The 20731-nt window shown below is 61.5% G+C and carries 19 protein-coding genes; 8 read left to right on the top strand and 11 right to left on the bottom strand.

Going from position 1 to position 20731, the window contains the following annotated elements; translation table 11 throughout:
- Positions 1-3: 3 nt before the first annotated feature.
- The gene (locus DyAD56_RS14320; RefSeq protein ID WP_102303443.1) at positions 4-603 is read left to right on the top strand and encodes a 2-hydroxychromene-2-carboxylate isomerase; all 600 of its coding nucleotides are present in this window, start codon (positions 4-6) and stop codon (positions 601-603) included.
- A 195-nt stretch (positions 604-798) separates the two neighbouring features.
- Here DyAD56_RS14320 and DyAD56_RS14315 read toward each other — a convergent pair whose 3' ends face one another.
- Together DyAD56_RS14315 and DyAD56_RS14310 are read right to left on the bottom strand one after the other, a co-directional pair.
- On the bottom strand, positions 799-1455 hold the full coding sequence (locus DyAD56_RS14315; RefSeq protein WP_102303442.1) for a hypothetical protein: 657 nt from the start codon (positions 1453-1455) through the stop codon (positions 799-801).
- 192 nt (positions 1456-1647) lie between these two features.
- Entirely contained in the window at positions 1648-2349 is a 702-nt protein-coding gene (locus DyAD56_RS14310; RefSeq protein WP_102303441.1) for a CerR family C-terminal domain-containing protein, read from the bottom strand.
- A gap of 98 nt (positions 2350-2447) precedes the next feature.
- Between DyAD56_RS14310 and DyAD56_RS14305 the strand changes: the two genes are divergently transcribed.
- Genes DyAD56_RS14305 through DyAD56_RS14295 form a run of 3 tightly spaced genes read left to right on the top strand, consistent with a single transcriptional unit; the run spans position 2448 to position 6662 of the window.
- On the top strand, positions 2448-3587 hold the full coding sequence (locus tag DyAD56_RS14305) for an HlyD family secretion protein (protein WP_102303440.1): 1140 nt from the start codon (positions 2448-2450) through the stop codon (positions 3585-3587).
- Positions 3580-5160, top strand: coding sequence for an MDR family MFS transporter (locus tag DyAD56_RS14300; protein ID WP_102303439.1), 1581 nt, complete (start codon positions 3580-3582; stop codon positions 5158-5160). Before DyAD56_RS14305 ends, DyAD56_RS14300 begins: the two co-directional genes overlap by 8 nt.
- Before the next feature lie 11 nt (positions 5161-5171).
- Positions 5172-6662, top strand: coding sequence for an efflux transporter outer membrane subunit (locus tag DyAD56_RS14295; protein ID WP_102303491.1), 1491 nt, complete (start codon positions 5172-5174; stop codon positions 6660-6662).
- Positions 6663-6726: 64 nt separating this feature from the next.
- Here DyAD56_RS14295 and DyAD56_RS14290 read toward each other — a convergent pair whose 3' ends face one another.
- The 3 genes from DyAD56_RS14290 to DyAD56_RS14280 all read right to left on the bottom strand — a co-directional run bounded on the left by DyAD56_RS14290 (position 6727) and on the right by DyAD56_RS14280 (position 10581).
- The gene (locus DyAD56_RS14290; protein WP_233202455.1) at positions 6727-9186 is read right to left on the bottom strand and encodes a TonB-dependent receptor; all 2460 of its coding nucleotides are present in this window, start codon (positions 9184-9186) and stop codon (positions 6727-6729) included.
- Positions 9187-9414: 228 nt separating this feature from the next.
- Positions 9415-9849 carry a hypothetical protein gene (locus DyAD56_RS14285; RefSeq protein ID WP_102303438.1) on the bottom strand — a complete coding sequence of 145 codons (435 nt, stop codon included), beginning with the start codon at positions 9847-9849 and terminating at the stop codon, positions 9415-9417.
- A 414-nt stretch (positions 9850-10263) separates the two neighbouring features.
- A complete protein-coding gene (locus DyAD56_RS14280; protein ID WP_102303437.1) occupies positions 10264-10581 on the bottom strand; it encodes a hypothetical protein in 318 nt (105 codons plus the stop codon).
- 637 nt (positions 10582-11218) lie between these two features.
- Here DyAD56_RS14280 and DyAD56_RS14270 point away from each other — a divergent pair.
- Both DyAD56_RS14270 and DyAD56_RS14265 read left to right on the top strand, forming a co-directional pair.
- Positions 11219-12778 (top strand): DHA2 family efflux MFS transporter permease subunit, encoded by a 1560-nt coding sequence (locus tag DyAD56_RS14270; RefSeq protein WP_102303435.1) that lies wholly within the window; start codon positions 11219-11221, stop codon positions 12776-12778.
- 32 nt (positions 12779-12810) lie between these two features.
- Positions 12811-13269: a MarR family transcriptional regulator gene (locus DyAD56_RS14265; RefSeq protein ID WP_102303434.1), complete on the top strand. Its 459-nt coding sequence runs from the start codon at positions 12811-12813 to the stop codon at positions 13267-13269.
- 84 nt (positions 13270-13353) lie between these two features.
- Here DyAD56_RS14265 and DyAD56_RS14260 read toward each other — a convergent pair whose 3' ends face one another.
- A complete protein-coding gene (locus tag DyAD56_RS14260) occupies positions 13354-14907 on the bottom strand; it encodes a dienelactone hydrolase family protein (protein WP_158241353.1) in 1554 nt (517 codons plus the stop codon).
- 154 nt (positions 14908-15061) lie between these two features.
- Complete coding sequence (locus tag DyAD56_RS14255) at positions 15062-15994, bottom strand: LysR family transcriptional regulator (protein WP_102303432.1); 933 nt, start codon at positions 15992-15994, stop codon at positions 15062-15064.
- A 141-nt stretch (positions 15995-16135) separates the two neighbouring features.
- Here DyAD56_RS14255 and DyAD56_RS14250 point away from each other — a divergent pair, with 141 nt between their 5' ends.
- On the top strand, positions 16136-16684 hold the full coding sequence (locus DyAD56_RS14250; RefSeq protein ID WP_102303431.1) for a lipocalin-like domain-containing protein: 549 nt from the start codon (positions 16136-16138) through the stop codon (positions 16682-16684).
- Positions 16685-16796: 112 nt separating this feature from the next.
- Here DyAD56_RS14250 and DyAD56_RS14245 read toward each other — a convergent pair whose 3' ends face one another.
- The 4 genes from DyAD56_RS14245 to DyAD56_RS14230 all read right to left on the bottom strand — a co-directional run bounded on the left by DyAD56_RS14245 (position 16797) and on the right by DyAD56_RS14230 (position 19661).
- Positions 16797-17720, bottom strand: a complete 924-nt coding sequence (locus tag DyAD56_RS14245) for a glutaminase (protein ID WP_102303430.1) — start codon at positions 17718-17720, stop codon at positions 16797-16799.
- Between the two features lie 132 nt (positions 17721-17852).
- Positions 17853-18227 (bottom strand): nuclear transport factor 2 family protein, encoded by a 375-nt coding sequence (locus DyAD56_RS14240; protein ID WP_102303429.1) that lies wholly within the window; start codon positions 18225-18227, stop codon positions 17853-17855.
- 145 nt (positions 18228-18372) lie between these two features.
- Positions 18373-18810 carry a DoxX family protein gene (locus DyAD56_RS14235; RefSeq protein ID WP_102303428.1) on the bottom strand — a complete coding sequence of 146 codons (438 nt, stop codon included), beginning with the start codon at positions 18808-18810 and terminating at the stop codon, positions 18373-18375.
- 95 nt (positions 18811-18905) lie between these two features.
- The gene (locus DyAD56_RS14230; RefSeq protein WP_102303427.1) at positions 18906-19661 is read right to left on the bottom strand and encodes an SDR family oxidoreductase; all 756 of its coding nucleotides are present in this window, start codon (positions 19659-19661) and stop codon (positions 18906-18908) included.
- A gap of 105 nt (positions 19662-19766) precedes the next feature.
- On the opposite strand from DyAD56_RS14230, the gene DyAD56_RS14225 reads away from it, so the two are divergent.
- The gene (locus DyAD56_RS14225; RefSeq protein WP_102303426.1) at positions 19767-20726 is read left to right on the top strand and encodes a LysR family transcriptional regulator; all 960 of its coding nucleotides are present in this window, start codon (positions 19767-19769) and stop codon (positions 20724-20726) included.
- Positions 20727-20731 lie beyond the last annotated feature (5 nt).

Raw genomic sequence — 20731 nt, 5'->3', positions numbered from 1 at the left:
ACCATGATCGAGTGCTGGTTCGAATTCGCTAGCAACTACAGTTATCTCAGCGTGATGCGCATCGAGCAGGAGGCGCTCGCACGCGGTGTAACCATCGCGTGGCGCCCCTTCTTGCTCGGGCCGATCTTCCAGTCCCTCGGCTGGAACAATTCCCCCTTTGTGCTGCAGCAGGCCAAGGGGAACTACGTCTGGCAAGACATGCCCCGCCAATGCCGCAAGTACGGCTTGCCCTGGCAGCAGCCCAGCCAGTTCCCGCGGCGCTCGGTGCTGCCCACACGCATTGCGCTGCTCGGCGAGGATCAACCATGGATGGGTGCTTACTGCCGCCGCATCATGCAGATGAATTTTGCTGAGGACCGCGATATCGACAACGTCCATGCCGTCGGCGAAGCACTCACCGAACTCGGCTTGCCCGCCGATCAGTTGCTGCAGGATGCCGGCACTGAGGCCAACAAGCAGCGCCTGCGCGACCGCACTGAGCTCGCCAAGACGCGCGGCATCTTCGGCGCCCCGACGTTCTTTGTCGGCAACGACATGTTCTGGGGCAACGATCGGCTGGATGACGCGCTGGCAGATGCGGCGACCGCGCACCACACCCGGTGACGCCAACACCGACAGATCCATCAGCAATGCACCACAATCCGTAGCACTGAAAGGCTGACACGCCGCCTCACGAACCTTTGGTACGGTGTCCATGTCGCCTACCGTGTCCATCACCCCGGCTCGGCGGACGGCCATGGCAGCCTTGCCGTGCAAGGCGGGCTGCAGGTATTCCTACCACCTGCAGCCCGCTATTCATCATCCACCGGGTGGACGTCGGCCCGCGGCCAGCCACGCCGCCAGACACGCCAGCTTCTGCTCCTTCCGCCATGGCTTCCAGCGGGACATTCCCAGCGTTTTGAGCCGGTCGCTGATGTCGACCGACGACACGCCAAGCTCTGATGCCGCCAGCTCAGGCAACGACTTCTCATCCAGCTCGACCCGCTCGATGCCGCAACCGGAACACGCCGAACGAAGCGCATCACGCACCGCCAACGCTTCCGCCACTGGCACGTGCTCCGCCCATTCGAGGCTGTACGCGAGAAGGTCGGTGACCCAGCCTGCGCGATTCACCAGCAACGCAACGACGACCGTCGCATAACCTGCCGCGGCCATGTCACTAAGCATGGCCTGCAGCCCTTTCGTTGCAGCCGCGTCCTGGCGCCTGCGCCCTTCCTCCACCGCAGCTATCGCGTCGGCGGACGCCTTACCCTCCGGCCCGCGGGGCATCTCGGCAGCAACGCGATAGGGTTCGAAGGAGAGCCGATCGCTCTCGGCTCCGGTGACAAGAACGGTGGAAAGCACGACCTGTGGCACGCCATTCTCCACGGCCACACACACCGCCACCGCACCACCTTTGTGCGCACGCAACCCGATGGCAACCACGCGTGGCGGGCGCTGTCCCTCGGGTGTCATCCGTGGCTCCTGGGGCGATGCCCTTCGCCATTCGTTGCCGAGATCAGATCGATCATGACGACCTCCTCGCTATCCGCGGCGACTTTCATCGACGAACGAGTTGTCCAGAGTTCGATAACTCCGCCGATTCTTCCATGGTCGAGGTGAAGAATCCGAATGGCCGTCTTCCGGGTGCGGATGACGTTGTGGCGATCAGCCCGCAGCCTGCCAGCTCTCCAGCAATGTACGGGTCTGCTCGATCACCGTGGCCTTGAGCAAGGCGCCCTTGGCGGCGTCGATCTCCTTCCAACCCAGCTCATCGAGACAGGCTCCGGGCGGGTAGAAAAACAACAGGATCTGCCCCTTGAGGGTAAGCAGCCGTATCCGCGTTAACTGATCGCGTGAGGTGGTGCCGGTGATACGCGCCAACAGGGCAAGCCGCAGCTTATTCAGTGGCTGCTTAAGGCGCTGCTTCAATAGCTTTGAAGCGCCACTGGGTTCTTCGCCGACCATGTCCCGCGTCACGAACAGGCGCCGGTGAGCCGCCTTGGAATCGGTCAGCACCAGATCCAACGTCACCGCATGGATCTCCAGGAAGGCATCAATCAAGGCACTCGTATCGCCCTGGCGTTTCAACACAGCGAGCGCCCGCTGCATGGACGGCTCGAAACGGGCCCGAATTTCGTCGGCGATGAACTCGGCACAAGCGTGATACACGCCGTCCTTGTTCTCGAAGTAGTACTGCAACGCGGGGGCATTGACGCCCGCCTCCGCCGCGATATCACGCGTCGACGCGCCGGCGAAGCCGTGCTCGCCAAACAACTTGATGGCCGCATCGATGATCCGCTGACGCGTCTCATCGCCGCGTGCGTAGCCGCCGGCCGGGGAGCGTCGGGGACGCCTGGGTTGGCTCATGCACGGGTCTCCTTCGTGTGCCTGACGAATATATCATTTGACAAAGTTATTCCAATCGGAATAAATCTTCCAGCTGGAATACATTTGGACACCACCTCATGCCCGCCCCCTCCGGCTCCACGCCCGGCGAAGCCACGAAAGACCCTGTCACCCCATCCTCGCGCCGATCGAAGGCGGGCAAGATCCTGCTGCCCGTGGCCATCGTGCTGGCCGTGATCGCCCTGCTGGCCCTCGGCTATTGGTGGGCGGTCGGTCGTTTCATGCAAAGCACCGACGATGCGTACCTGCGGGCGGACAACGTCACGGTGGCGCCCAAGGTCAGTGGCTATGTCACCGATGTCTACGTGGGTGACAACGTGACGGTAAAGGCCGGTGACCCGCTGGTTCGCCTGGACGGGCGTCAATATCAGGCCGCATTGGATCAGGCGCAGGCCACCGTCGATGCGCGTGACGCGGATATCCAGCGCGCACAGGCAGGCATCCTGCAGCAGCGCGCCGCCATCGAACAGGCCAAAGCCCAGCAACAAGCCGCGCAGATCAGCAGCCGACACGCGGAAGATGAAGTACGCCGCTACGGCCCGCTGGCCAGCACCGGTGCGGAAAGCAGCGACCAGCTGTCGGTGCTCATCAGCAATCGCGATCAGGCGCAGGCAACGCTCGCCGCCGATACCGCAGCGCTCGACCAGGCGCAGGCAAGGATCGCCGACCTCAACGCGCAGATCGCCCAGGCACACGCACAACTGGAAGCAGCGCAGGCCTCGGCGCGGCAGTCCAAGCTCGACCTGGAAGACACCTTGATCCGCAGCTCGCTCGCCGGCCGCGTGGGCGATCGCTCGGTACGCGTCGGCCAGTATGCGCAGCCCGGCACGCGAATGATGACGGTGGTGCCGGTGCAAAACGTGTATCTCACCGCTAACTTCAAGGAAACCCAGATCGGCCAGATGCGCGCGGGACAGCGCGCCAGCGTGCATATCGATGCGCTCCCCGATACCGAACTGCATGGCGTGGTCGAAAGCTTTGCCCCAGGCACAGGCGCGGAGTTCGCGCTGCTGCCACCGGAGAATGCCACCGGCAACTTCACCAAGATCGTGCAACGCGTACCGGTGCGCATCCGCCTGGATACCGACGAGCAGACCCGCAAACTGCTGGTGCCCGGACTGTCGGTGACGGTGAAGGTGGATACCCGCGCGGCACCTGACGATGGCAAGGCCGCGTCAACGGGAAGCAGTCATGGCTGAGGCAGCTGCCCTGCCTGCCAGCCATCCTGAGCGCGCCAGCGTGGCGGACTGGATCGCGGTAGCGGCCGGTTCGCTCGGCGCGCTGATGGCCACGCTCGATATCTCCATCACCAACTCCGCACTGCCGCAGATCCAGGGTGAAATCGGTGCCACTGGCACCGAAGGCACCTGGATCTCCACCGGCTACTTGATGTCTGAGATCGTGATCATCCCGCTCGCGGCTTGGCTGACCCGCGTGTTCGGTTTGCGCAATTTTCTGCTCGGCTGTGCGGTGCTGTTCATCCTGTTTTCGATGATGTGCGGTATCTCCACCACCCTGATGGCGATGATCATCGGACGCATCGGCCAAGGGCTTACCGGCGGCGCGATGATTCCCACCGCGCAAACCATCATCCGCAGTCGCCTGCCGCTGTCTCAGATGCCCATCGGCATGACGGCCTTCGGCCTGATCGTGCTGCTGGGGCCGCTGCTGGGCCCCGTGCTGGGCGGCTGGCTGACGGAAAATATCAGCTGGAGCTGGTGCTTCTTCATCAATCTGCCGGTGTGTATCGGCCTGATCACCCTGCTGCTAGTCGGCCTGCCGTCGGACAAACCGCACTGGGAAGCCCTGAGAAAAGCCGACTGGCTGGGTGTGTTCGGCCTCTCTATCGGGCTCAGCTCACTCACCGTCGTGCTTGAGGAGGGTCAGCGCGAACGCTGGTTCGAGTCCAGCATGATCATCTGGCTCAGCCTGCTGTCCTTTGCGGGCATGATGCTGATCGCGATCTCGCAGTTCACCGCCAGCAAACCGGTGATGCGCCTGAGCTTGCTGAAGAACCCCCGCTACGCCAGCGTGATCTTCATTGTGCTGGTGGTGGGTGCAGCGCTATACGGCGTGATCTACGTGATCCCGCAGTTCCTGGGCCTGATCGCGGGATACAACGCGGAACAGTCCGGCTGGGTCATGTTGGTATCCGGCGTGCCTGCGTTCTTGATGATGCCGCTCTTGCCACGACTGCTCGGCAAGGTGGACTTTCGCATCCTGGTGATCACCGGCCTGCTGTGTTTCGTAGCGAGCTGCATGCTGGATATCCACTTGACGGCGCAGTCGGTAGGCCACGATTTCTTCTGGTCACAGCTAGTACGCGGTGCCGGCCAGATGCTGGCGATGATGCCGTTGAACCAGGCCTCGATGGCCGCCGTGTCACGCGAAGAGTCGGGCGATGCCGCCGGCATTTACAACATGGCGCGAAACCTCGGCGGGTCGATCGGCCTGGCCATCATCGGCACGGTGATCGATCGGCGTAATACGTTTCACGTGGCCACCATCCGCGAGTCGCTTTCGGCCAACTCGGTACTGGGCCAAGACCGCATGGCGGCCAACTCGGCGGGATGGTTCGCGCAAACCGGCGATATGGCGTACTCGAAGATGCGCGCCCTCGGCCAACTGGCAGCACAGATCCAGCAGCAGGCCTTGGTGATGACGTACTCGGAAATTTTCTACGTGCTGGGCATCGCCCTGCTCTGCTGTATACCGCTGGCTTTGCTGCTGAAGACGCCCAGTCACCATGCGCCACCAGCGACGGGCCATTGAGGATGTTTGTCATGACCACGCTTGAGTCTCGCACGCCGCGCGTTCTGCTGTTGGCGCTGCTTGCTTCGATCACCACCTTGTCGGGCTGCACCGTTGGCCCTGATTACCGCGGCGCCCCCAACGTGCCAACCGGCGCCGCGCAAGGCAATGTCTTTGTGCGCGCGCCCGTCGCAGGCATGGCAACGACACCTGCACCGAGTCAATGGTGGACATCCCTCAACGATCCGCAACTCAATGCGCTGATCGACGCCGCACTCGCCCACAACCAGAACCTGCAAGCGGCGCAGGCCCGTCTGAGGCAGTCGCGCGAGCAATTGCAGCAGCAGCGCACCAAGGCCCTGCCCAGCGTCTCGGTGGATGCGGCGGCGGTACGTCTGCGCGAACCCGATACGTCGTTGCTGCAGTCATCGCAGTCCTCCGGCAACAACGGCTCGCAAAGCGGCCAGACCACGGGCACATCCAAGGGTCGTGGTCCGTTGCAGCTATACACGGCAGACTTTGATGCCTCTTGGGAATTGGATCTGTTCGGTGGCATGCGACGCGCCACGGAGTCGGCGTCGGCACAGGCCGACGCTGTCGAAGCCGACCTTGCCGACACTCAGGTGTCGCTGGCTGCGGAAGTCGCACAAGCGTACATCGGCTTGCGCGACCAACAGCAGCGACTGGTGTTGGCCAATCAGTCCACCGAACTCGCTCAGAAAACGCTCGCACTGGTGCAACAGCGTCGTGCGCACGGCGTTGCCGCCGATGCGGATGTCGAGCGCCAGACCACCCAGGTGGAAAACACTCGCGCGACCTTGATCCCACTCGACGAACAGATCACCGAGTCGCTGGACCAGTTGGCCGTACTCACCGGTCAGGCACCGGGTGCATTGGATCAGGAACTGTCCACGCCCAAGCCATTGCCAACCTTGCCTGCAAGCGTAGCGGTTGATGATCCGGCAACCATGCTGAGACAGCGGCCGGATATCCGCGCGGCCGAACGCCGGCTGGCATCAAGTAGCGCGCAGATCGGTCAGCACACCGCTGACCTGTTTCCCAAGGTGACGCTCATGGGCTTTCTCGGTTCCACCGGCATCAATCCGGCGGATCTCGCCAAGAAGAGCGCCCTTACCTGGCTGGGCGTGCCCTATCTGCAATGGGACGTGTTTGACTTCGGACGCACGCGCAGCACCATTCGTCAGGCCGAAGCCGGCCGCGACGAAGCCGCCGCGAAATACTCGCAAACCGTGCTCACCGCGCTGCAGGACGCCAACAACGCCCTATCCCGCTACGGACACCAGCGCGAAAGCGTTGCTCGCCTGCAGCAGATCGAAGCATCGGCCAACCGATCCGAGACGCTGATGCACCAACGCTACGACGCCGGCGCATCCTCACTGATCGACTTGATGGATACGCAGCGCACGCAATTCAGTGCACAACAGAACCTTGTTGAAGGTCAGGCCGATCTGCTGAAGGACTTCGTATCGCTGCAGAAAAGCCTTGGTCTGGGCTGGCAGTAATCAAGACGTTCCCTGCATGGAACGCGGCATCGAGGGGCGTGCCCCCGATGCCGCACCCATGGCCTCAGTACTTAGCGGAAACGGTAAACATCAGCTGCCGTGGCGCGCTGCGCTGCAACGTCTGGTAGTCACCCGAGAAGGGCGACCCGGCAATGGTGGACGTACCGATATTCTTCCTGTCGAACAGATTGCTGACATCCAGCCGGAACGACCATTCCGGCATGGCACCGCGCGACTTGAGCGTGTAAGAGGCGTACGTGTTGATCTGCCAGAAGTTCGGCACGTAGATGTCGTTCTCGTATGAGAAGGGTTGGCGCAGGTATTCCGTGCTCGTGGCGCCGAATCGCCAGGATTGGAATTTAGCCGACAGGTCGCTTACCACGGACACGATGGGATAGCCGGGCTGGGCCTTGCCCTTGATCGGGAATATCGTATCGTCAACGACGAAATTGTTGTCGTAGAACGAACGAGCCACCGCCAAGCCCTGATAGAACTGGATGTGGTTCGAGAGATCCGCGGTAAGGCCGAGGTCAGCGCCAAAGATATGCATCCTCGGCATCAGGCCAACCGTATTGATCTGCGCAAACTGGCTGCCGACGGCAGCGGACAGAAGTCGGTCGCGTATGACGCTGTAGAACGCGTCGTAAGTCAGCGTGAGGTTGTCGAAGCGATGCGTGGCGCCGGCCGTGAGATTCCAATCTTTTTCAGGGCGGATGGATTGGGCGACCCGGTCGAACTCCTCCTGATTGGATACCGTCCAGGCGGAAGCCGTGTAGCCGATGTTGCCGCGCTGAGCCACGCGATAACCATTCTCCGTTTCAGCAATATCCACAAAAACGTCGGTCTGCGTGCTCGGGCTCCAGAACAGCGAGACATGCGGCAGGAAATTGTTCTTCACCCGTAGCGTTCCGAACGGCGCCTGATCGGGCCCGATGCCACCACCCGTGGTGGAGAAGTCGACGCCCTTGAACCCCACGCCCAACGTCAGCTTGTCTGTGATGGCGTAGTCGTCATGCAGATAGAACTGCTGCGAACGGATACGCCAGTTGGATGCGTTCGCCGTCTGAAAAGCTGGACCGTAGACATCGTAGGGGCCGGTAGTCTTCAGCGGCTCACCCTCACCTAGCAACGGCTCGTCATACCAGGACGTGGTGGCGGCAGACCGGGTGTTTTCCTTCCACAGACCTGCGCTAATCACGTGGTCGCCTACGTTATAGGTGAAATTCAATGTGCCACCCAGGCGGTTCACGCGAGGGCGCTGCACCTGCTCCGAGAACGGCGCGCCTGAAGGTGACGGCGTAGTCGGATCTGCCAGGCTGGCGGACGTTTTACTCTGCGCACCGTACAACTGCACGCTGCCCGTGAGCGACGACGACAACCTGAAGTGATGGGCAATCGTTTCGATGGAATCGTTCGTGGTCTGCCCCGTGTCGTAGGGAATCAACGCCGACAGCTGCCCGCAGGTATACGCGCCGCAAGAAGCATTGGCGTTCTCGGGGAGTGCCATCTGATAAGCGCGCGCATAGTCCGGATACCAGATGTCCGCATTCCAGCCGAGCTTGCGGATCATGTCGAACGACAGGTTGTTGTAACCCCACACCGCCGCATGGCTCGCGGACACGAACAGGGTGAAATCACCCCATGACACATCCTGTTTTGCCTTCAAATCACCACGAAGGAAATCCTGCGTTCCGCCCGTCTGGTATTTGTTCGCTGAGATGTACTGCAGATCGACCAGCACTTCCGGACCATTGGCACCCAGTTTCCCTGTCTGGCCGGAGAAGGTGGTGACCAGCGTCTTGTTGCTGCCATAGGTCTGGCTGATCTCCGCGCTGGGCGTGTCCTTGAGGTTGGCCAGCGAATACACCAGGCCACCGCCATTGGCGCTGCTGGAGAACACGCTTTCACGTGCGGTGCCGGGCGTGATGTCGATGGAGCCGATGGCATCGGGGACGCCGACATTGACCGCGCTCGTACCCGTCATGGACAAGAACCCGTTGTCGTTCAGGGGAACGCCTTCGAACACCACGCCCATCTCGTTCATGCGAAAGCCGCGTACGAAGAGACTAGTCGCCGAGATATCCAGGCCCAGGCTATCGGTCGCCGTGTACGATGCGCCGGGAACGTTCTTCAACAGAGCCAGCGCATTGTTTCCCGACAGCGCCCCATCGAGGTCACTGCGATTGAGCACATACTCGTTGGGGCCGACAAGCTGTATGGCCGCCATCCCGGCGCCACTCGGCGATGCGACGACATCGACGCCCTTCAGGGTTACCGGGGAGTCTTTGGCATGGTTGTCGACCGGAACCGTTTGGCCCTGCGGGCTCGCATCACCGGCGACGCTCACCGTGGAAGCGGCGTTGGCGTCCTGCGCCTGAACTGCATGCGCGCCAAGCCCGAGCAGAAGAGCGGGCAAATGAACCCCGAGCCGGGTGAACGTGCCAGGCGAAAGTCGCTTGCAAGGATCCATGTTCGACGTGGGGAAGTGGCCGAACGGTTGGCTTTTGATCTTGCGGGAAGTCATGGGTACATCCAGATATTTTCAGAGTAGACGTCGCACGTTGATGCGAAGGAAAAGAAATGCGGTGGTGCGTTCAATCGGGTGCATAGGGGTCGTTTTGCACTCTTCTTGGGAGGGGAAATGCATTTTTTGGCAACAGACGCCCACCGCACCGCCCAAGGGCGGGGCGTTGACTGGTGCGTCAAGAGATCAGGTCAGCAAGACCACCCGACGCGACTGGCGAGTGGACGGCTAAACGGCGCGGGGCACTGGCTTCGACAAAAACACTTCGGTAGGCGCACGGGGTGTCCGGCCACGTGCGGATAGGGGCTTCCCATCGTCATGCACGCGACGGAGCAAGGCGCGCATGGGGCGGAATGCATCGCGTAGGCCGTCGAAGGCTTGCATGGCGATTCCCACATGCGTCGACTCGCCATCTTCGACGTACAGGTTCGCCATCACCGTGTCGCTATCCGGAAAGGTGCGCAACACGAGGTGTATGCCTGTGCCGGTCATCGCACCGATCACTCCATCACCCTCGGTGACGGTGAAGTACTCATAGCTGATCGGCAGATGGTTCCGCGCAATGCTTTCCAGGCAGCGTGCCCGGATGGCCTGCGGCTCGGACAGCAGTGCCCTGGGCGCGCTGCAATCGAACCATTCGCCGACGAAATGGATCTTCTTCATAGGGTTTCTCTCGCTTTTCTGGCCGTCTGCCGGACGGCAACAACAACGGGATATCCCGGTGCGCATGCGCACCGGGAAGCAACGGTCAACGTGAGTCAACGTGACTGTGTCGCTGACTGATGTCGCGATACCAACGCGCCGAAGCGTGCAGCAGCGTTACGACAAGACCCGGCGACGACGGTCTGGCGGTTCGACAGGCGAGATAAGCGTTGAGCAGCCGGTCCGGTGTGTGCATCGGCCGACGTGCGTACAGGCGAGGGAGTTGCATGGCTCTGTCCTCGTGAATCGCCGCATGGGCGACACGAGCACGAGCCAACTCAAGTCGTGACGACGTGAGCGGGACGTAGCGCGTGTGCGTCCAGGCGGACGGGATTTAGGAGCGGGTTGTTGCCCGCAGGGGGAGGTCGCATGGGACTAACCGTGGATGTACAGACGCGACGGAGGGCGCAGACCTGCGCTACGGGAGCGCCGATGCATGCGTGCATGGACAATGCGACGCACCGCTTTCATACGCGGGTGCGGCTCGGTGGAAGCTTCGGGAGCCCAGTGGCATTCCAGCGCGCCGGTTACGGCGTTGCGCGACCACCGTGCGCTCAGTGGCACAGTGGTTTGCTGGGTCAAAACGGCCACAGAGTGACGCACGCGGGTGCGGCTGCCGTTCGGTGTCTTGTAAGGATGAAAAGTGCCTACCGCGCGACGGCGGCCCGCACATAGATGGAGCTTGTTGTTCATGACTCACCTCGTGAAGCGCCGGAGGGCGGCGCATGAGGTGAGCCGGACTTTCCTAGTCGTGGAAAGTACCGGCCAACCGGCTGCGGTCGCCGATGGCGCTTACGTTGTTCAACTGGCACGCCAGCACCGGATGAGTGCATCCGCGGTTGGCGCATCGAGTAGGAGGGTTACTGTCCATTTCTCGCTGTTGGGTTATCAGACAAGTGCCTAGGGGTGTCCCCGTAGGCCGCGGCAGCTTACTCACGCGGCTATGCGGGTGTCAACGCGATTTGCCTATGAAATCACGAGTCTTTTGAAGACCGTGTCACCTACCCTTCGCCGGGCTTGCCCGTACCTGAAGTCCCGCGCAATGAGGCATCCACGGCCCATGCCACGGGATCACCCCGCCATGACGATGGGTATTGCGGAAACGGGTTGGTGATATCGGTCTCCACGTCCCGTCAGCGGCCCGCTTGCATTTATTTGACTAGTCAGATAGTGTGCCAAACACCATGGCGGAACACCCCGTGGACGCATCGTTGATCTCCGATCACGCCTGCGCCTCGACTTGTTTCGCCTTCTTTCTGTCCATTTATTTGACTTATCAAATAAATGGACATGCCAGCCCACAGTCATCGGCACCCCACCGGACTTCAGCATGAATCCGCAATCACCCGCAGCCTCCCCCGCCCCACTGACTGGGGCGCGGTTCGCGCTTGGCGCTATCGCCGTTGCGCTGGCCACCTTCATGAACGTACTGGACTCTTCCATTGCCAACGTCGCCGTGCCGACCATCTCCGGCAACCTCGGCGTATCAGTGGACGAAGGCACGTGGGTCATCACGCTATTCGCGGCAGCCAACGCCATCTCCATTCCACTCACGGGATGGCTCACGCAACGCATCGGCCAGGTGCGGTTGTTCGTCGGCTCGATCCTGCTGTTCGTATTCTCGTCCTGGCTCTGCGGCGTATCCCCGACACTGCCGATCCTGCTGGCCTCGCGCATCCTTCAGGGCGCCGCCGCCGGTCCGTTGGTGCCGCTGTCCCAGGCGTTGCTGCTCACTACCTTTCCCAAGGAGAAAAGCTCCAGCGCACTATCGCTTTGGGCCATGACCGCAACAGTAGGCCCCATCGCCGGCCCTGCGCTCGGGGGCTGGATTACCGACAGCTACAGTTGGTCGTGGATCTTCTACATCAACATACCCGTGGGCTTGTTCGCCGCCGCTGTGGTGTGGCTGCTCTATCGCGATCGCGAAACACCAACGCGGAAACTGCCGATCGACAAGATGGGCCTGCTTTCGCTCGTTGCGTGGGTGGCCGCATTGCAGATCCTGCTCGACAAGGGCAAGGACCTCGACTGGTTCGACTCGCCAGTTATCTGCGTGTTGGCCGTGTTCGCCGCCATCGCCTTTGCGTTCTTCCTTATCTGGGAGTTGACCGAGGAGAAACCCGTTGTCGACTTGCGGCTCTTCGCGGGCCGGAATTTCCTAGGTGGCACTATTGCCATCTCCGTGGCTTACGCAGTGTTCTTCGCCAACCTGGTGCTGTTGCCGCAATGGATCCAGGAGTACCTCGGCTATCGCTCGGTGGACGCCGGCCTGGTCACGGCGCCACTGGGCATATTCGCCGTTTTGCTAGCGCCGGTCATGGGCAAGATCATGCCGAAGTCCGACGCACGCGTGCTTGCCACGCTGGCCTTTGTGGGTTTCGCCGTGGTGTTCTTCATGCGCTCCAACTACACCACCAGCGTAGACGTCTATACCCTCGTGCTGCCTACGCTGCTGCAGGGCATACCGACGGCGCTGTTCTTTGTGCCGCTGACCGCCATCATCCTGTCCGGCCTGACACCGGACAGGATTCCCGCGGCGGCTGGCCTGTCGAACTTCGTGCGTGTGTTTGCGGGCGCGGTGGGCACGTCGTTGTTCAGCACGGCGTGGAGCAATCGCACGATCCTGCATCACGCGCAGTTGGTGGAGCAGGCCACGCCGTACAATGCGACGTTCGTCCACAGCATCGCCGCCTTGCAGGGAACGCTCCATATCGGTGCCGACCGCGCCATGGCATTCTTCGAGGGTCAACTGACGGCGCAGGCTGCCATGCTCGGCCTCAACGATGTCTTTTGGCTGTCGGCGATCCTGTTTGTCGCCATCATTCCCCTGATCTGGGTTACCCACCCCGGAAAAGGTGCAGGAGCCGGCGCGGCGGCAGCTGGACACTGATGACAAAGCCGTTTTGAACAGCGAGGCAGTCCATGGACCACTACAACAGGAAGAACTTCACGGTCACGCAAAGCATGGGCTTCATGCTGTCCAAGTCACGTAACTTGGTGGCAGCCGATATGGATACGGCGCTCAAGGACCTGGGTGTGACCAGCCAGCAGATGGGCATCTTCCTTTCGCTGGCCCGTGGCCTCGCGCGTACGCCATTCGAGCTGTCCAAGCTGCTGGCCATCGACAGCGGACTGATGACGCGCATGCTCGACAAGCTGGAGTCGCAGGATCTACTGACTCGCAATCGAAGCGATGAAGATCGTCGCGTATTTCATCTTGAGCTCACCGATGAAGGTCATGCGATCGCCGAGAAAATCTCGGACATCGCACCCCAGGTATTGAACCGCCGGCTACGGCGCTTCAGCAAAACCGAATTCACTGAGCTGAAGCGCCTGCTTACCAAGTTCATCGGTGAAAGCCAGGACGGTGAGCCCACCTAACGGAGGGGCCGGCACGTTATGCAGGCCTCACTCTGGCGAAACGCCGGGTTTTAGTCGGAATTACTGCCTGGGCTGCTCGCGGCACTACCCACGTTTTTCCGGTGCCAGCGATGCGATGCGCTCCCTCGCAACGTGATTGTGCGGATCAATCTTCAGGACCTCCCGATAACTGGACATCGCCAACACCGGCTTTCCCGCTACTTCGTAAGCGGCGCCCAGGTCGGCCCACGCATCGATGCTCTTGGGATAAACGTGAGTCCAGAGCTGGCACAAACCAATGGCATCATCGCTACGTCCAATGTCCAGCAGCGAGGAGAACCACGCCGCAAAGGTGTCGTCGAGTATGCGGAACGCTGGGTGATCCTTTGTATAAGCGGCATACGCCTCGATCGCGTTGCTGAAGCCACGATCGTGAAGCAACTTCGCAAAGCCCTGCACGGAGGGGCTGGCGCCTGCTGCGGGGCGATACGCCATATGCAGCACACCCGCAGGAACATGGTTGGACGCAGGTGTTGCCGCCATGAATCGAGCCGCGGCCGGATCCGATCTCAGCTTTGCATCCAGAAACGCGAGCGTATAGCGGGCGATCCATGCATAGCTTTCCTCCCGCTCCTCCAGCGTGATTCCTTTGCGACTGGTTTCGCTAAGAAAGCGAAGGCCGTCGTCCGACAGGTCATCGTGGGACAGCTTGAGCAAACCGATTTCGGTCACGTCCGCGTGATGGATGCGCGCGACGAAACTGCCAGGCCGGGAGTCGATGCCCGGTCCCAACGGATCCTCCTTATCGGCGAAGAAGAGCAACGGCACGGTGATCCGATCCGGCGTCACGTCCGGTGCGGCAGCCAGCATCTTGGGGAAATAGCGAACGGAACCATCCAGATCCACTAGGGCATGGATGCGGCCATCCGCAACGGCCGCGAAGGTGCTGGCCATGCCGCCCCAGCTATATCCGACGACACCGACGTTGCCTGGATCCACATCAGGGAGAGTGGCGGCATAGCCGATCAGGAATCCTATGTCCGCCGCTTGCGCCCGAGTGCTTTCTACGTCGTCCGCCACGCGACCATCGGTCATGTAGCGAGCATGCGCACCATGCGATGGGCTGGCGATCACCACATAGCCATGACTCGCGAGATATTCGCAGAGCATGTCACTCTCGAATGCCGCCGAGCTGTCGCTCGGCGCGTAGATGATCAGCGGAAACTGTCCCTGTTCGGCTGGTGCATCGCCGGTGGCATGGACAGCTTGCTGGCGCACGCTATCGATGTGGGCAGCGCTGGCACCCAAGGCGAGGTATTCGCGCAGCGCCTGTTCCGCACGATGTTTCGCTTCGTCCGCGCCTAGATCGAACCGATCATCGGTCGCCATCAGCTGTAGATAGTCGTCATAGATAAGCGCGCGACCCGGCGACGCTGCGGGATACCAGATCAAGGTCTGTATCGGACGTGCCTGCGGCCCGTGATCGGCCTCCCCCGTGACGGCATCGAAACCATTGCGATAACTTCGACTGGCGTCGTACTGCTGGACCACCTTAAAGCCGACCGCATGGGTGCCGTACTCGGCGCGGAACTGGAAACCTTCGCTGGCAGCAGTCGGCGCGGCCACCCATAGAGCCAGGCAAATAGCTAACCAACGCATACAGTTCGATCCTTTCGAGGAGAGGACGGGTGTCTCTATGAACCGGTCAAGCGGAGCCGCCCGAGTTTGCCGCAACAAAGGAATCCGTGCATCGGGCTGAAGACGGATGCCACACCCCGAGCAGGGCAGCATTCATGGTCGTTTGCGACTTACTTCAGCGCGATTGCTTTGCCGACAAGAAGCCCGTGACGGCTTCCGCATGGATAGGAAGTCGCCGCAAGAATTCGGTTTGCAGAAAATCGACGAACCGACGCACGCGCAGCGGCTGGAAAACGTTGGAGTGATACATCGCATGGATGGGCGTGGATGAAGACCACGCGGGCGCGTTGACGAGCATCAACCTGCCTTCCTGCACATCCGCGGCCACTGCCCAAAGCTGCCGGTAGGCAAACCCGCGACCGAGTACGGCCCAGGTGCGTATGACTTCGCTGTCGGTGCATTCGTGATAACGGCGAACACGTACGACCTCGTCGCCCAGTCGCCACTCATTGCGTGGTCCGGCATTGGTGGTGAGCACCAGCGTCGGCAGATCTGCCAGATCCTCCGGGCGTGATGGCATGCCATGAGTCGCGATACACGTGGGTGACGCGCAGACCACGCGCCAGCTATCGGCAAGATGCCGCGCCACGAGGTCGCCGTTCTCCAATGGCCCCACGCGAATGGCGACATCGATGTCGTCCGGCACGAAGCGAGAGAGCGAATCCGATAGCGTCAACGCCACGCGGACGTCCGGATGGTTCACCATGAAGCTGTCGAGAATATGGACCAGCAGGTTGCGCCCGAGGTCGGAAGGCGCCGACACGCGCAACGTACCGCTGACTTCGCCCGTACCACTTCGCACAGCGCGCTCGGCTTCCTTCATGGTTTCAATCGCGACCCGACAGGATGCGATGTAGATGCGCCCCTCCTCCGTCAGGCGCAATTGACGCGTCGTGCGTTCGAAGAGTCGCGCGCCAAGCATGGCCTCCACCCGTTGGACGCAGGCGCTGGCAGCCGCCGGTGAAAGCCCCGCCCGACGCCCTGCCGCGGACATGCTGCACAGGTCGGCCGCATCAATGAGGAGCTGCATGTCGCTGAAGCGGTTCATGAGGTTCGGCTCCGGATACGGGGTTCACCCCAGGATGATCTTCAAAGTGAATTTGAAGGTCAATAAAAATACAGGCCAATTATCAAATGGAAGCCCACAGGGGACGATGCCCCTCATCCCCAACGCACTGAAGGTGCCGCCATGTCACGCGCAAAGCTCATCCTGCTCGCCGCCTCCCTCGCCTCACTGGCCGTACCCCCCATGCTGTCCGCCCAGGAAGCGATGAAGCACGGCGAGAATGCCAGCGAACACGTCATGGTCCCCAAGGAGCTGGTCGGCGCCTGGACGCTGGTCCGCTGCGACAACGTCTATCCCGATGGCCATCGCGTGGAACTCTACGGCCCCAACCCGGAGGGCATGTGGCTGATCGACGCCCAGGGCGACTACATGATGCAAATCGTGCGCGCGAAGCGCATGCCATTTGCCGCAAATGACAAATCCAAGGGCACCGCAGACGAGTACCGCGCCGCCTCCATGGACAGCAACGCCCACTACGGTCACATCAGTGCAGATGCCAACGCCATGCGCAGCGAGATCGTGCATGCATCCTTCCCCAACTGGGATGGAAAAGGCGGTGGCTCGAGCTACACCATCAACGGCGACGAACTGACCTATACCGTTGCCAAGCCATCCAGCGGCGCCGCGGAAGGCGCACATGGCGAGGTCGTGTGGCGCCACGTTCATTCATAAGGGTATGAATGGAGGCCGCGAGGACAGAGGCGACCTCCAACCTAGTCCGTCGACATCGGACCATCGGCCAACCTGGAGGCGGTCTCCCGACCGCCCTCACCCATGGCCGATCCTAAAATATCGACTGCCCAGTCATGGAGGTCAGCATTTCCAGCGCCTGGCAGCCAGCCAGTGAGTTGCCATTGGCATCGAGCCCTGGCGACCACACGCACACGGCCATCTCACCGGGAAGCACGGCGACGATGCCACCACCCACGCCGCTCTTCGCTGGCAGCCCAACGCGATAGACAAAGTCGCCTGCCGCATCATAGGTGCCGCAGGTCAGCATGAGCGCGGACAAGCGCTTGGCCGAACTTGGATCAACAACCTGCTTGCCGGTAAGCGGCACAACGCCACCATTGGCCAGGAAGAGAGCCGCCTTGGCGATCTCGACGCAGTTCATGGTGATGGCACAGTAACGGCAATACGCGTCGACCACGACGTCCGGCGGCATGTCCATGTTGCCGAAGCTTGCCATGAAGTGCGCCATCGCGAGGTGGCGATGGTCGTGTTGTAGTTCTGACTGGGCGACATGAACGTCGTAGCCAATGTCGGCGACACCCGACAACGCATGGATGAACTCGACGAGCGCGGTTTCAGCCCTCGAAAAATGACGGCACAGCACGTCGGTGACAACCAGAGCGCCCGCATTGAGGAAGGGATTTCGTGGCTTGCCACGCTCGCTCTCGAGCTGAACCAGCGAGTTGAATGCGGTCCCTGATGGCTCGCGGCCAACGCGTTGCCACAGCTTGTCCCCTAAAAGCTGGAACGCCAGCGTGCACGAGAACAGTTTCGAAATGCTCTGAATCGAGAAACGCTCATGGGCATCGCCAATGGTATGGATCGCGCCGTCAAGCGTGACCACCGCCATGCCGAACTTGTCAGCCGGCACGCTCGCAAGCTCGGGAATGTAATCAGCGACGTGCCCCGCACCAATCCACGGTGCGATTTCGGCATGGATGCGTTCGAGGATCGACGGGTAGTTCGGATGGGTCATTAGAGGAAAGCGAGAAGCCGATCGGATCTGGTTGGCGATGATAGCTCGTCGCGTCACCCTGATGACCAGCAAGGACGATGGCATCAGCTATAAGCAGGGAGCGCACCATCGTTCCGCGGGAACGTCGAACGATCAGGGTGCATCACCCGGCGCGGAATCGAGGAAAACGTAGAGTGCAGCGATCTTTCCATCGCGAACGATGATCACATCCCAGCCGGTGTAATCGGGCGACTCACCGCGTGGACCGGAGCCCCACGCCAAGCGAGCGGCATTGTGGAGAACCTGGGGCTTGCTGTGCGGCGTGTACACGAAATGCGGATGTGTGGCGCGAAGATCGCCGGAGAATGTGTCGAGCGCGTCATGACCTGCGATCACAGCGATCGGCGTATAGACCACACAGTCTTCGGTATAGAGCTCCTTGATGGCGGCGCGGCGACGTGTTGCGTCCCCCTCGCCAAACACCTCTTGAAGATTGCGATGAAGCAGTTCGTGGATACGGTCACTCATGGCATGTCTCCTTGGTCAGTGAAGCGGAAAATCGATGTGGTGATGTATGGCTGTATTTCTTTCGGCGCGATGAAGGCCTGGATGCTGTTGGGCAGCGCAAAAGCGAGCACCGACCGACGCGGCCAAGGCCGCGCCGGTTGGCATCTCAGGCACGGCGACCATCGAAGCTGACACGACCGCCGCCAAAGGCGATCACGTTCAACAGGCCACCCGCTATCGCCACGTTCTTGAAGAAGTGGATGAACTGGTTTTGGTCACCGAGGTGGTTGTGGAAAAACAGCGCCGTCACGAGCGTGAACAGGAACATGACTGAAGCGACGATGCGCGTGCGGTAACCCAGCAGCAGCGTGATACCACCGGCAAGTTCGACGAACGCGGAGAGTGCGAACGCCACCGATGGCAACGGCAACCCAACGGATTGGATGTAACCGATGGTCATCGCGGGAGCGGCGAGCTTGGAAAGCCCCGCCAGGATGAAGAGTGTGCTGATCATCAGGCGTCCCACGGCGGGAACGACGGTGGTGACGACACTGGGAGTGGCCGAGGGAACAGTGGCCGTTTCTACATAAGTCTGGTTGCTCATGGGAATGTCCTCTGGGATGGATGGTTTGTATGGAGGGTGGTGGTGCGGGGATGGACGGCCGGCCTATGCATGACCGACCGCTTGAAAGATGTGGCTCAGATCTGGGCCTGACCGCCGTCGACGAAGAGCTCGGTGCCGGCGACGAAGCTCGCGTCCGAAGAGGCAAGAAAAACTGCAGCGCCGGCCACCTCGTCGGGATCACCCACGCGTCCGAGCGGGACGGTGGTCGCCATGTAATCGAGCAGGCCCTGTTGCTGCGCCGCGTCCGGGCCGGCGAGGTCGACCAGGCCGGGCGTCTTGATCGGGCCTGGGCTGATCACGTTCACGCGAATGCCGCGCGACTTGAGGTCGAGCGTCCAGCTCCGGGCAAAGTTGCGCACGGCAGCTTTCGATGCGCTGTAGACGCTGAAAGCGGGCGTGCCTTTCACGCTTACGTTGGAACCGGTGAGGATCACCGATGCGCCGTCGACCAACAGCGGTAGCGCCTTCTGCACGGTGAAGATCACGCTCTTCACGTTGCGCCCGAAGGTTTCGTCGTACTGCTCTTCGGTGATGGAGCCCAAGGGCAGCATCGAGCCGCCACCGGCATTGACGAACAACACGTCGATGCGGCCTGCCTGCGTCTTGACGCGTTCGTAGAGGCGATTGAGATCGCTGAGGTTGCTCGAATCCGCCTGGACGCCCGTGGCCCGTGGCCCGATAGCCGACACGGCGGCATCGAGTTCGGCCTGCCGGCGACCAGTGACAAAAACCTGAGCGCCTTCGGATGCAAAACGCTTGGCGGTAGCGAAGCCGATACCAGTGGTGCCACCGGTCACGACGGCGACCTTTCCTTCGAGTTTCCTAGCCATGATGTGTCTCCTGCATGGGGTTGAGTGCTGCTGCAGGACAAATCTAGGGCTGCGTGCTACTTTTCGAAATAGAAATGAATGAAAACCATCGTTGCAGGAATGTCAATGATGAAACTGCCGGATTTCGAAGGGCTGGCGATGTTCGCGAAGGTGGCCGAAGAAGGCTCGTTCGCCGGAGCGGCCACGGCCATGGGCGTGTCGGTTGCCACGGTGTCCCGCGCAGTCACGCGCCTGGAAGAGCGCCTGGGCGGCCGCTTGTTCAACCGCACGTCCCGACGGCTCGCCCTCACGGACTACGGCCACTCGCTCGCCGAGCGAGCCGCAAAGATCTATGCCGATGCGGAGGAAGCCGAAGACTTTGCGCGCGAGACGTCGAGCCGGCCACGCGGCCTGGTCAAACTCGCGGCACCGCTCTCGTTCGGCGCCCGCTGGGTAGCGCCGTTACTACCTGAGTTTTTCCGGACCTATCCGGACATTTCCGTCGATCTTCATCTCACGGATTCGCATGCCGACCTGATCGGCGAGGGTTTCGACGCTGCGTTGCGCGTCGCCATTCTGGAAGATTCCTCGCTGGTCGCGCGGCTCATTGCACCGGTGCGCCGGTTTGTCGTGGCGTCGCCTACCTATCTGTCCCGTTATGGTCGCCCCCAGCATCCGCATGACCTGGGCGCGCATCAGTGCCTCACCTACGTCAACCGGAGCAAGCGCGACGTCTGGCGTTTTACCCACGCGAACGGCGAGGAATGCATGGTCACGCCAACCGGCATGTTGCGCACGACGAGTGTGGAAGCACAGCTGCCGACCGTGCTCGCCGGACTCGCCATTACCGAACTACCTGAATTTGCCGCAGCGCCCTACCTTCGGGACAAGCAGCTTGAATCCATTATTCCTGACTGGCGTTTGCCGGAAGGTGGCTTGTACTTCGTTACGCCGACTGCCCGGGCGCGGCCGGCCAAGGTGAGCGCGCTGGCCGACTTTTTCATCGCCAAGCTGACATCGGCGGAATGGCGAGCAGAGACATTGCCGAATGGGAAGTCGACCGGCCGCCGTGGCAAGCACGCATAACCGGA

Origin of the sequence: Dyella sp. AD56, assembly GCF_002878475.1 — a bacterium.
Lineage (GTDB): Bacteria > Pseudomonadota > Gammaproteobacteria > Xanthomonadales > Rhodanobacteraceae > Dyella.
The sequence above is the reverse complement of the archived record's forward strand: the minus strand, read 5'-3'. Positions and strand labels throughout refer to the sequence as shown.

What these genes read in the sequence shown, in the direction of transcription:
- DyAD56_RS14320 (WP_102303443.1), top strand. Translation starts at nt 4, where the DNA reads ATGATCGAGTGCTGGTTCGAATTCGCTAGCAACTACAGTTATCTCAGC.
- DyAD56_RS14315 (WP_102303442.1), bottom strand. Translation starts at nt 1,455, where the DNA reads ATGACACCCGAGGGACAGCGCCCGCCACGCGTGGTTGCCATCGGGTTG.
- DyAD56_RS14310 (WP_102303441.1), bottom strand. Translation starts at nt 2,349, where the DNA reads ATGAGCCAACCCAGGCGTCCCCGACGCTCCCCGGCCGGCGGCTACGCA.
- DyAD56_RS14305 (WP_102303440.1), top strand. Translation starts at nt 2,448, where the DNA reads ATGCCCGCCCCCTCCGGCTCCACGCCCGGCGAAGCCACGAAAGACCCT.
- DyAD56_RS14300 (WP_102303439.1), top strand. Translation starts at nt 3,580, where the DNA reads ATGGCTGAGGCAGCTGCCCTGCCTGCCAGCCATCCTGAGCGCGCCAGC.
- DyAD56_RS14295 (WP_102303491.1), top strand. Translation starts at nt 5,172, where the DNA reads ATGACCACGCTTGAGTCTCGCACGCCGCGCGTTCTGCTGTTGGCGCTG.
- DyAD56_RS14290 (WP_233202455.1), bottom strand. Translation starts at nt 9,186, where the DNA reads ATGACTTCCCGCAAGATCAAAAGCCAACCGTTCGGCCACTTCCCCACG.
- DyAD56_RS14285 (WP_102303438.1), bottom strand. Translation starts at nt 9,849, where the DNA reads ATGAAGAAGATCCATTTCGTCGGCGAATGGTTCGATTGCAGCGCGCCC.
- DyAD56_RS14280 (WP_102303437.1), bottom strand. Translation starts at nt 10,581, where the DNA reads ATGAACAACAAGCTCCATCTATGTGCGGGCCGCCGTCGCGCGGTAGGC.
- DyAD56_RS14270 (WP_102303435.1), top strand. Translation starts at nt 11,219, where the DNA reads ATGAATCCGCAATCACCCGCAGCCTCCCCCGCCCCACTGACTGGGGCG.
- DyAD56_RS14265 (WP_102303434.1), top strand. Translation starts at nt 12,811, where the DNA reads ATGGACCACTACAACAGGAAGAACTTCACGGTCACGCAAAGCATGGGC.
- DyAD56_RS14260 (WP_158241353.1), bottom strand. Translation starts at nt 14,907, where the DNA reads ATGCGTTGGTTAGCTATTTGCCTGGCTCTATGGGTGGCCGCGCCGACT.
- DyAD56_RS14255 (WP_102303432.1), bottom strand. Translation starts at nt 15,994, where the DNA reads ATGAACCGCTTCAGCGACATGCAGCTCCTCATTGATGCGGCCGACCTG.
- DyAD56_RS14250 (WP_102303431.1), top strand. Translation starts at nt 16,136, where the DNA reads ATGTCACGCGCAAAGCTCATCCTGCTCGCCGCCTCCCTCGCCTCACTG.
- DyAD56_RS14245 (WP_102303430.1), bottom strand. Translation starts at nt 17,720, where the DNA reads ATGACCCATCCGAACTACCCGTCGATCCTCGAACGCATCCATGCCGAA.
- DyAD56_RS14240 (WP_102303429.1), bottom strand. Translation starts at nt 18,227, where the DNA reads ATGAGTGACCGTATCCACGAACTGCTTCATCGCAATCTTCAAGAGGTG.
- DyAD56_RS14235 (WP_102303428.1), bottom strand. Translation starts at nt 18,810, where the DNA reads ATGAGCAACCAGACTTATGTAGAAACGGCCACTGTTCCCTCGGCCACT.
- DyAD56_RS14230 (WP_102303427.1), bottom strand. Translation starts at nt 19,661, where the DNA reads ATGGCTAGGAAACTCGAAGGAAAGGTCGCCGTCGTGACCGGTGGCACC.
- DyAD56_RS14225 (WP_102303426.1), top strand. Translation starts at nt 19,767, where the DNA reads ATGATGAAACTGCCGGATTTCGAAGGGCTGGCGATGTTCGCGAAGGTG.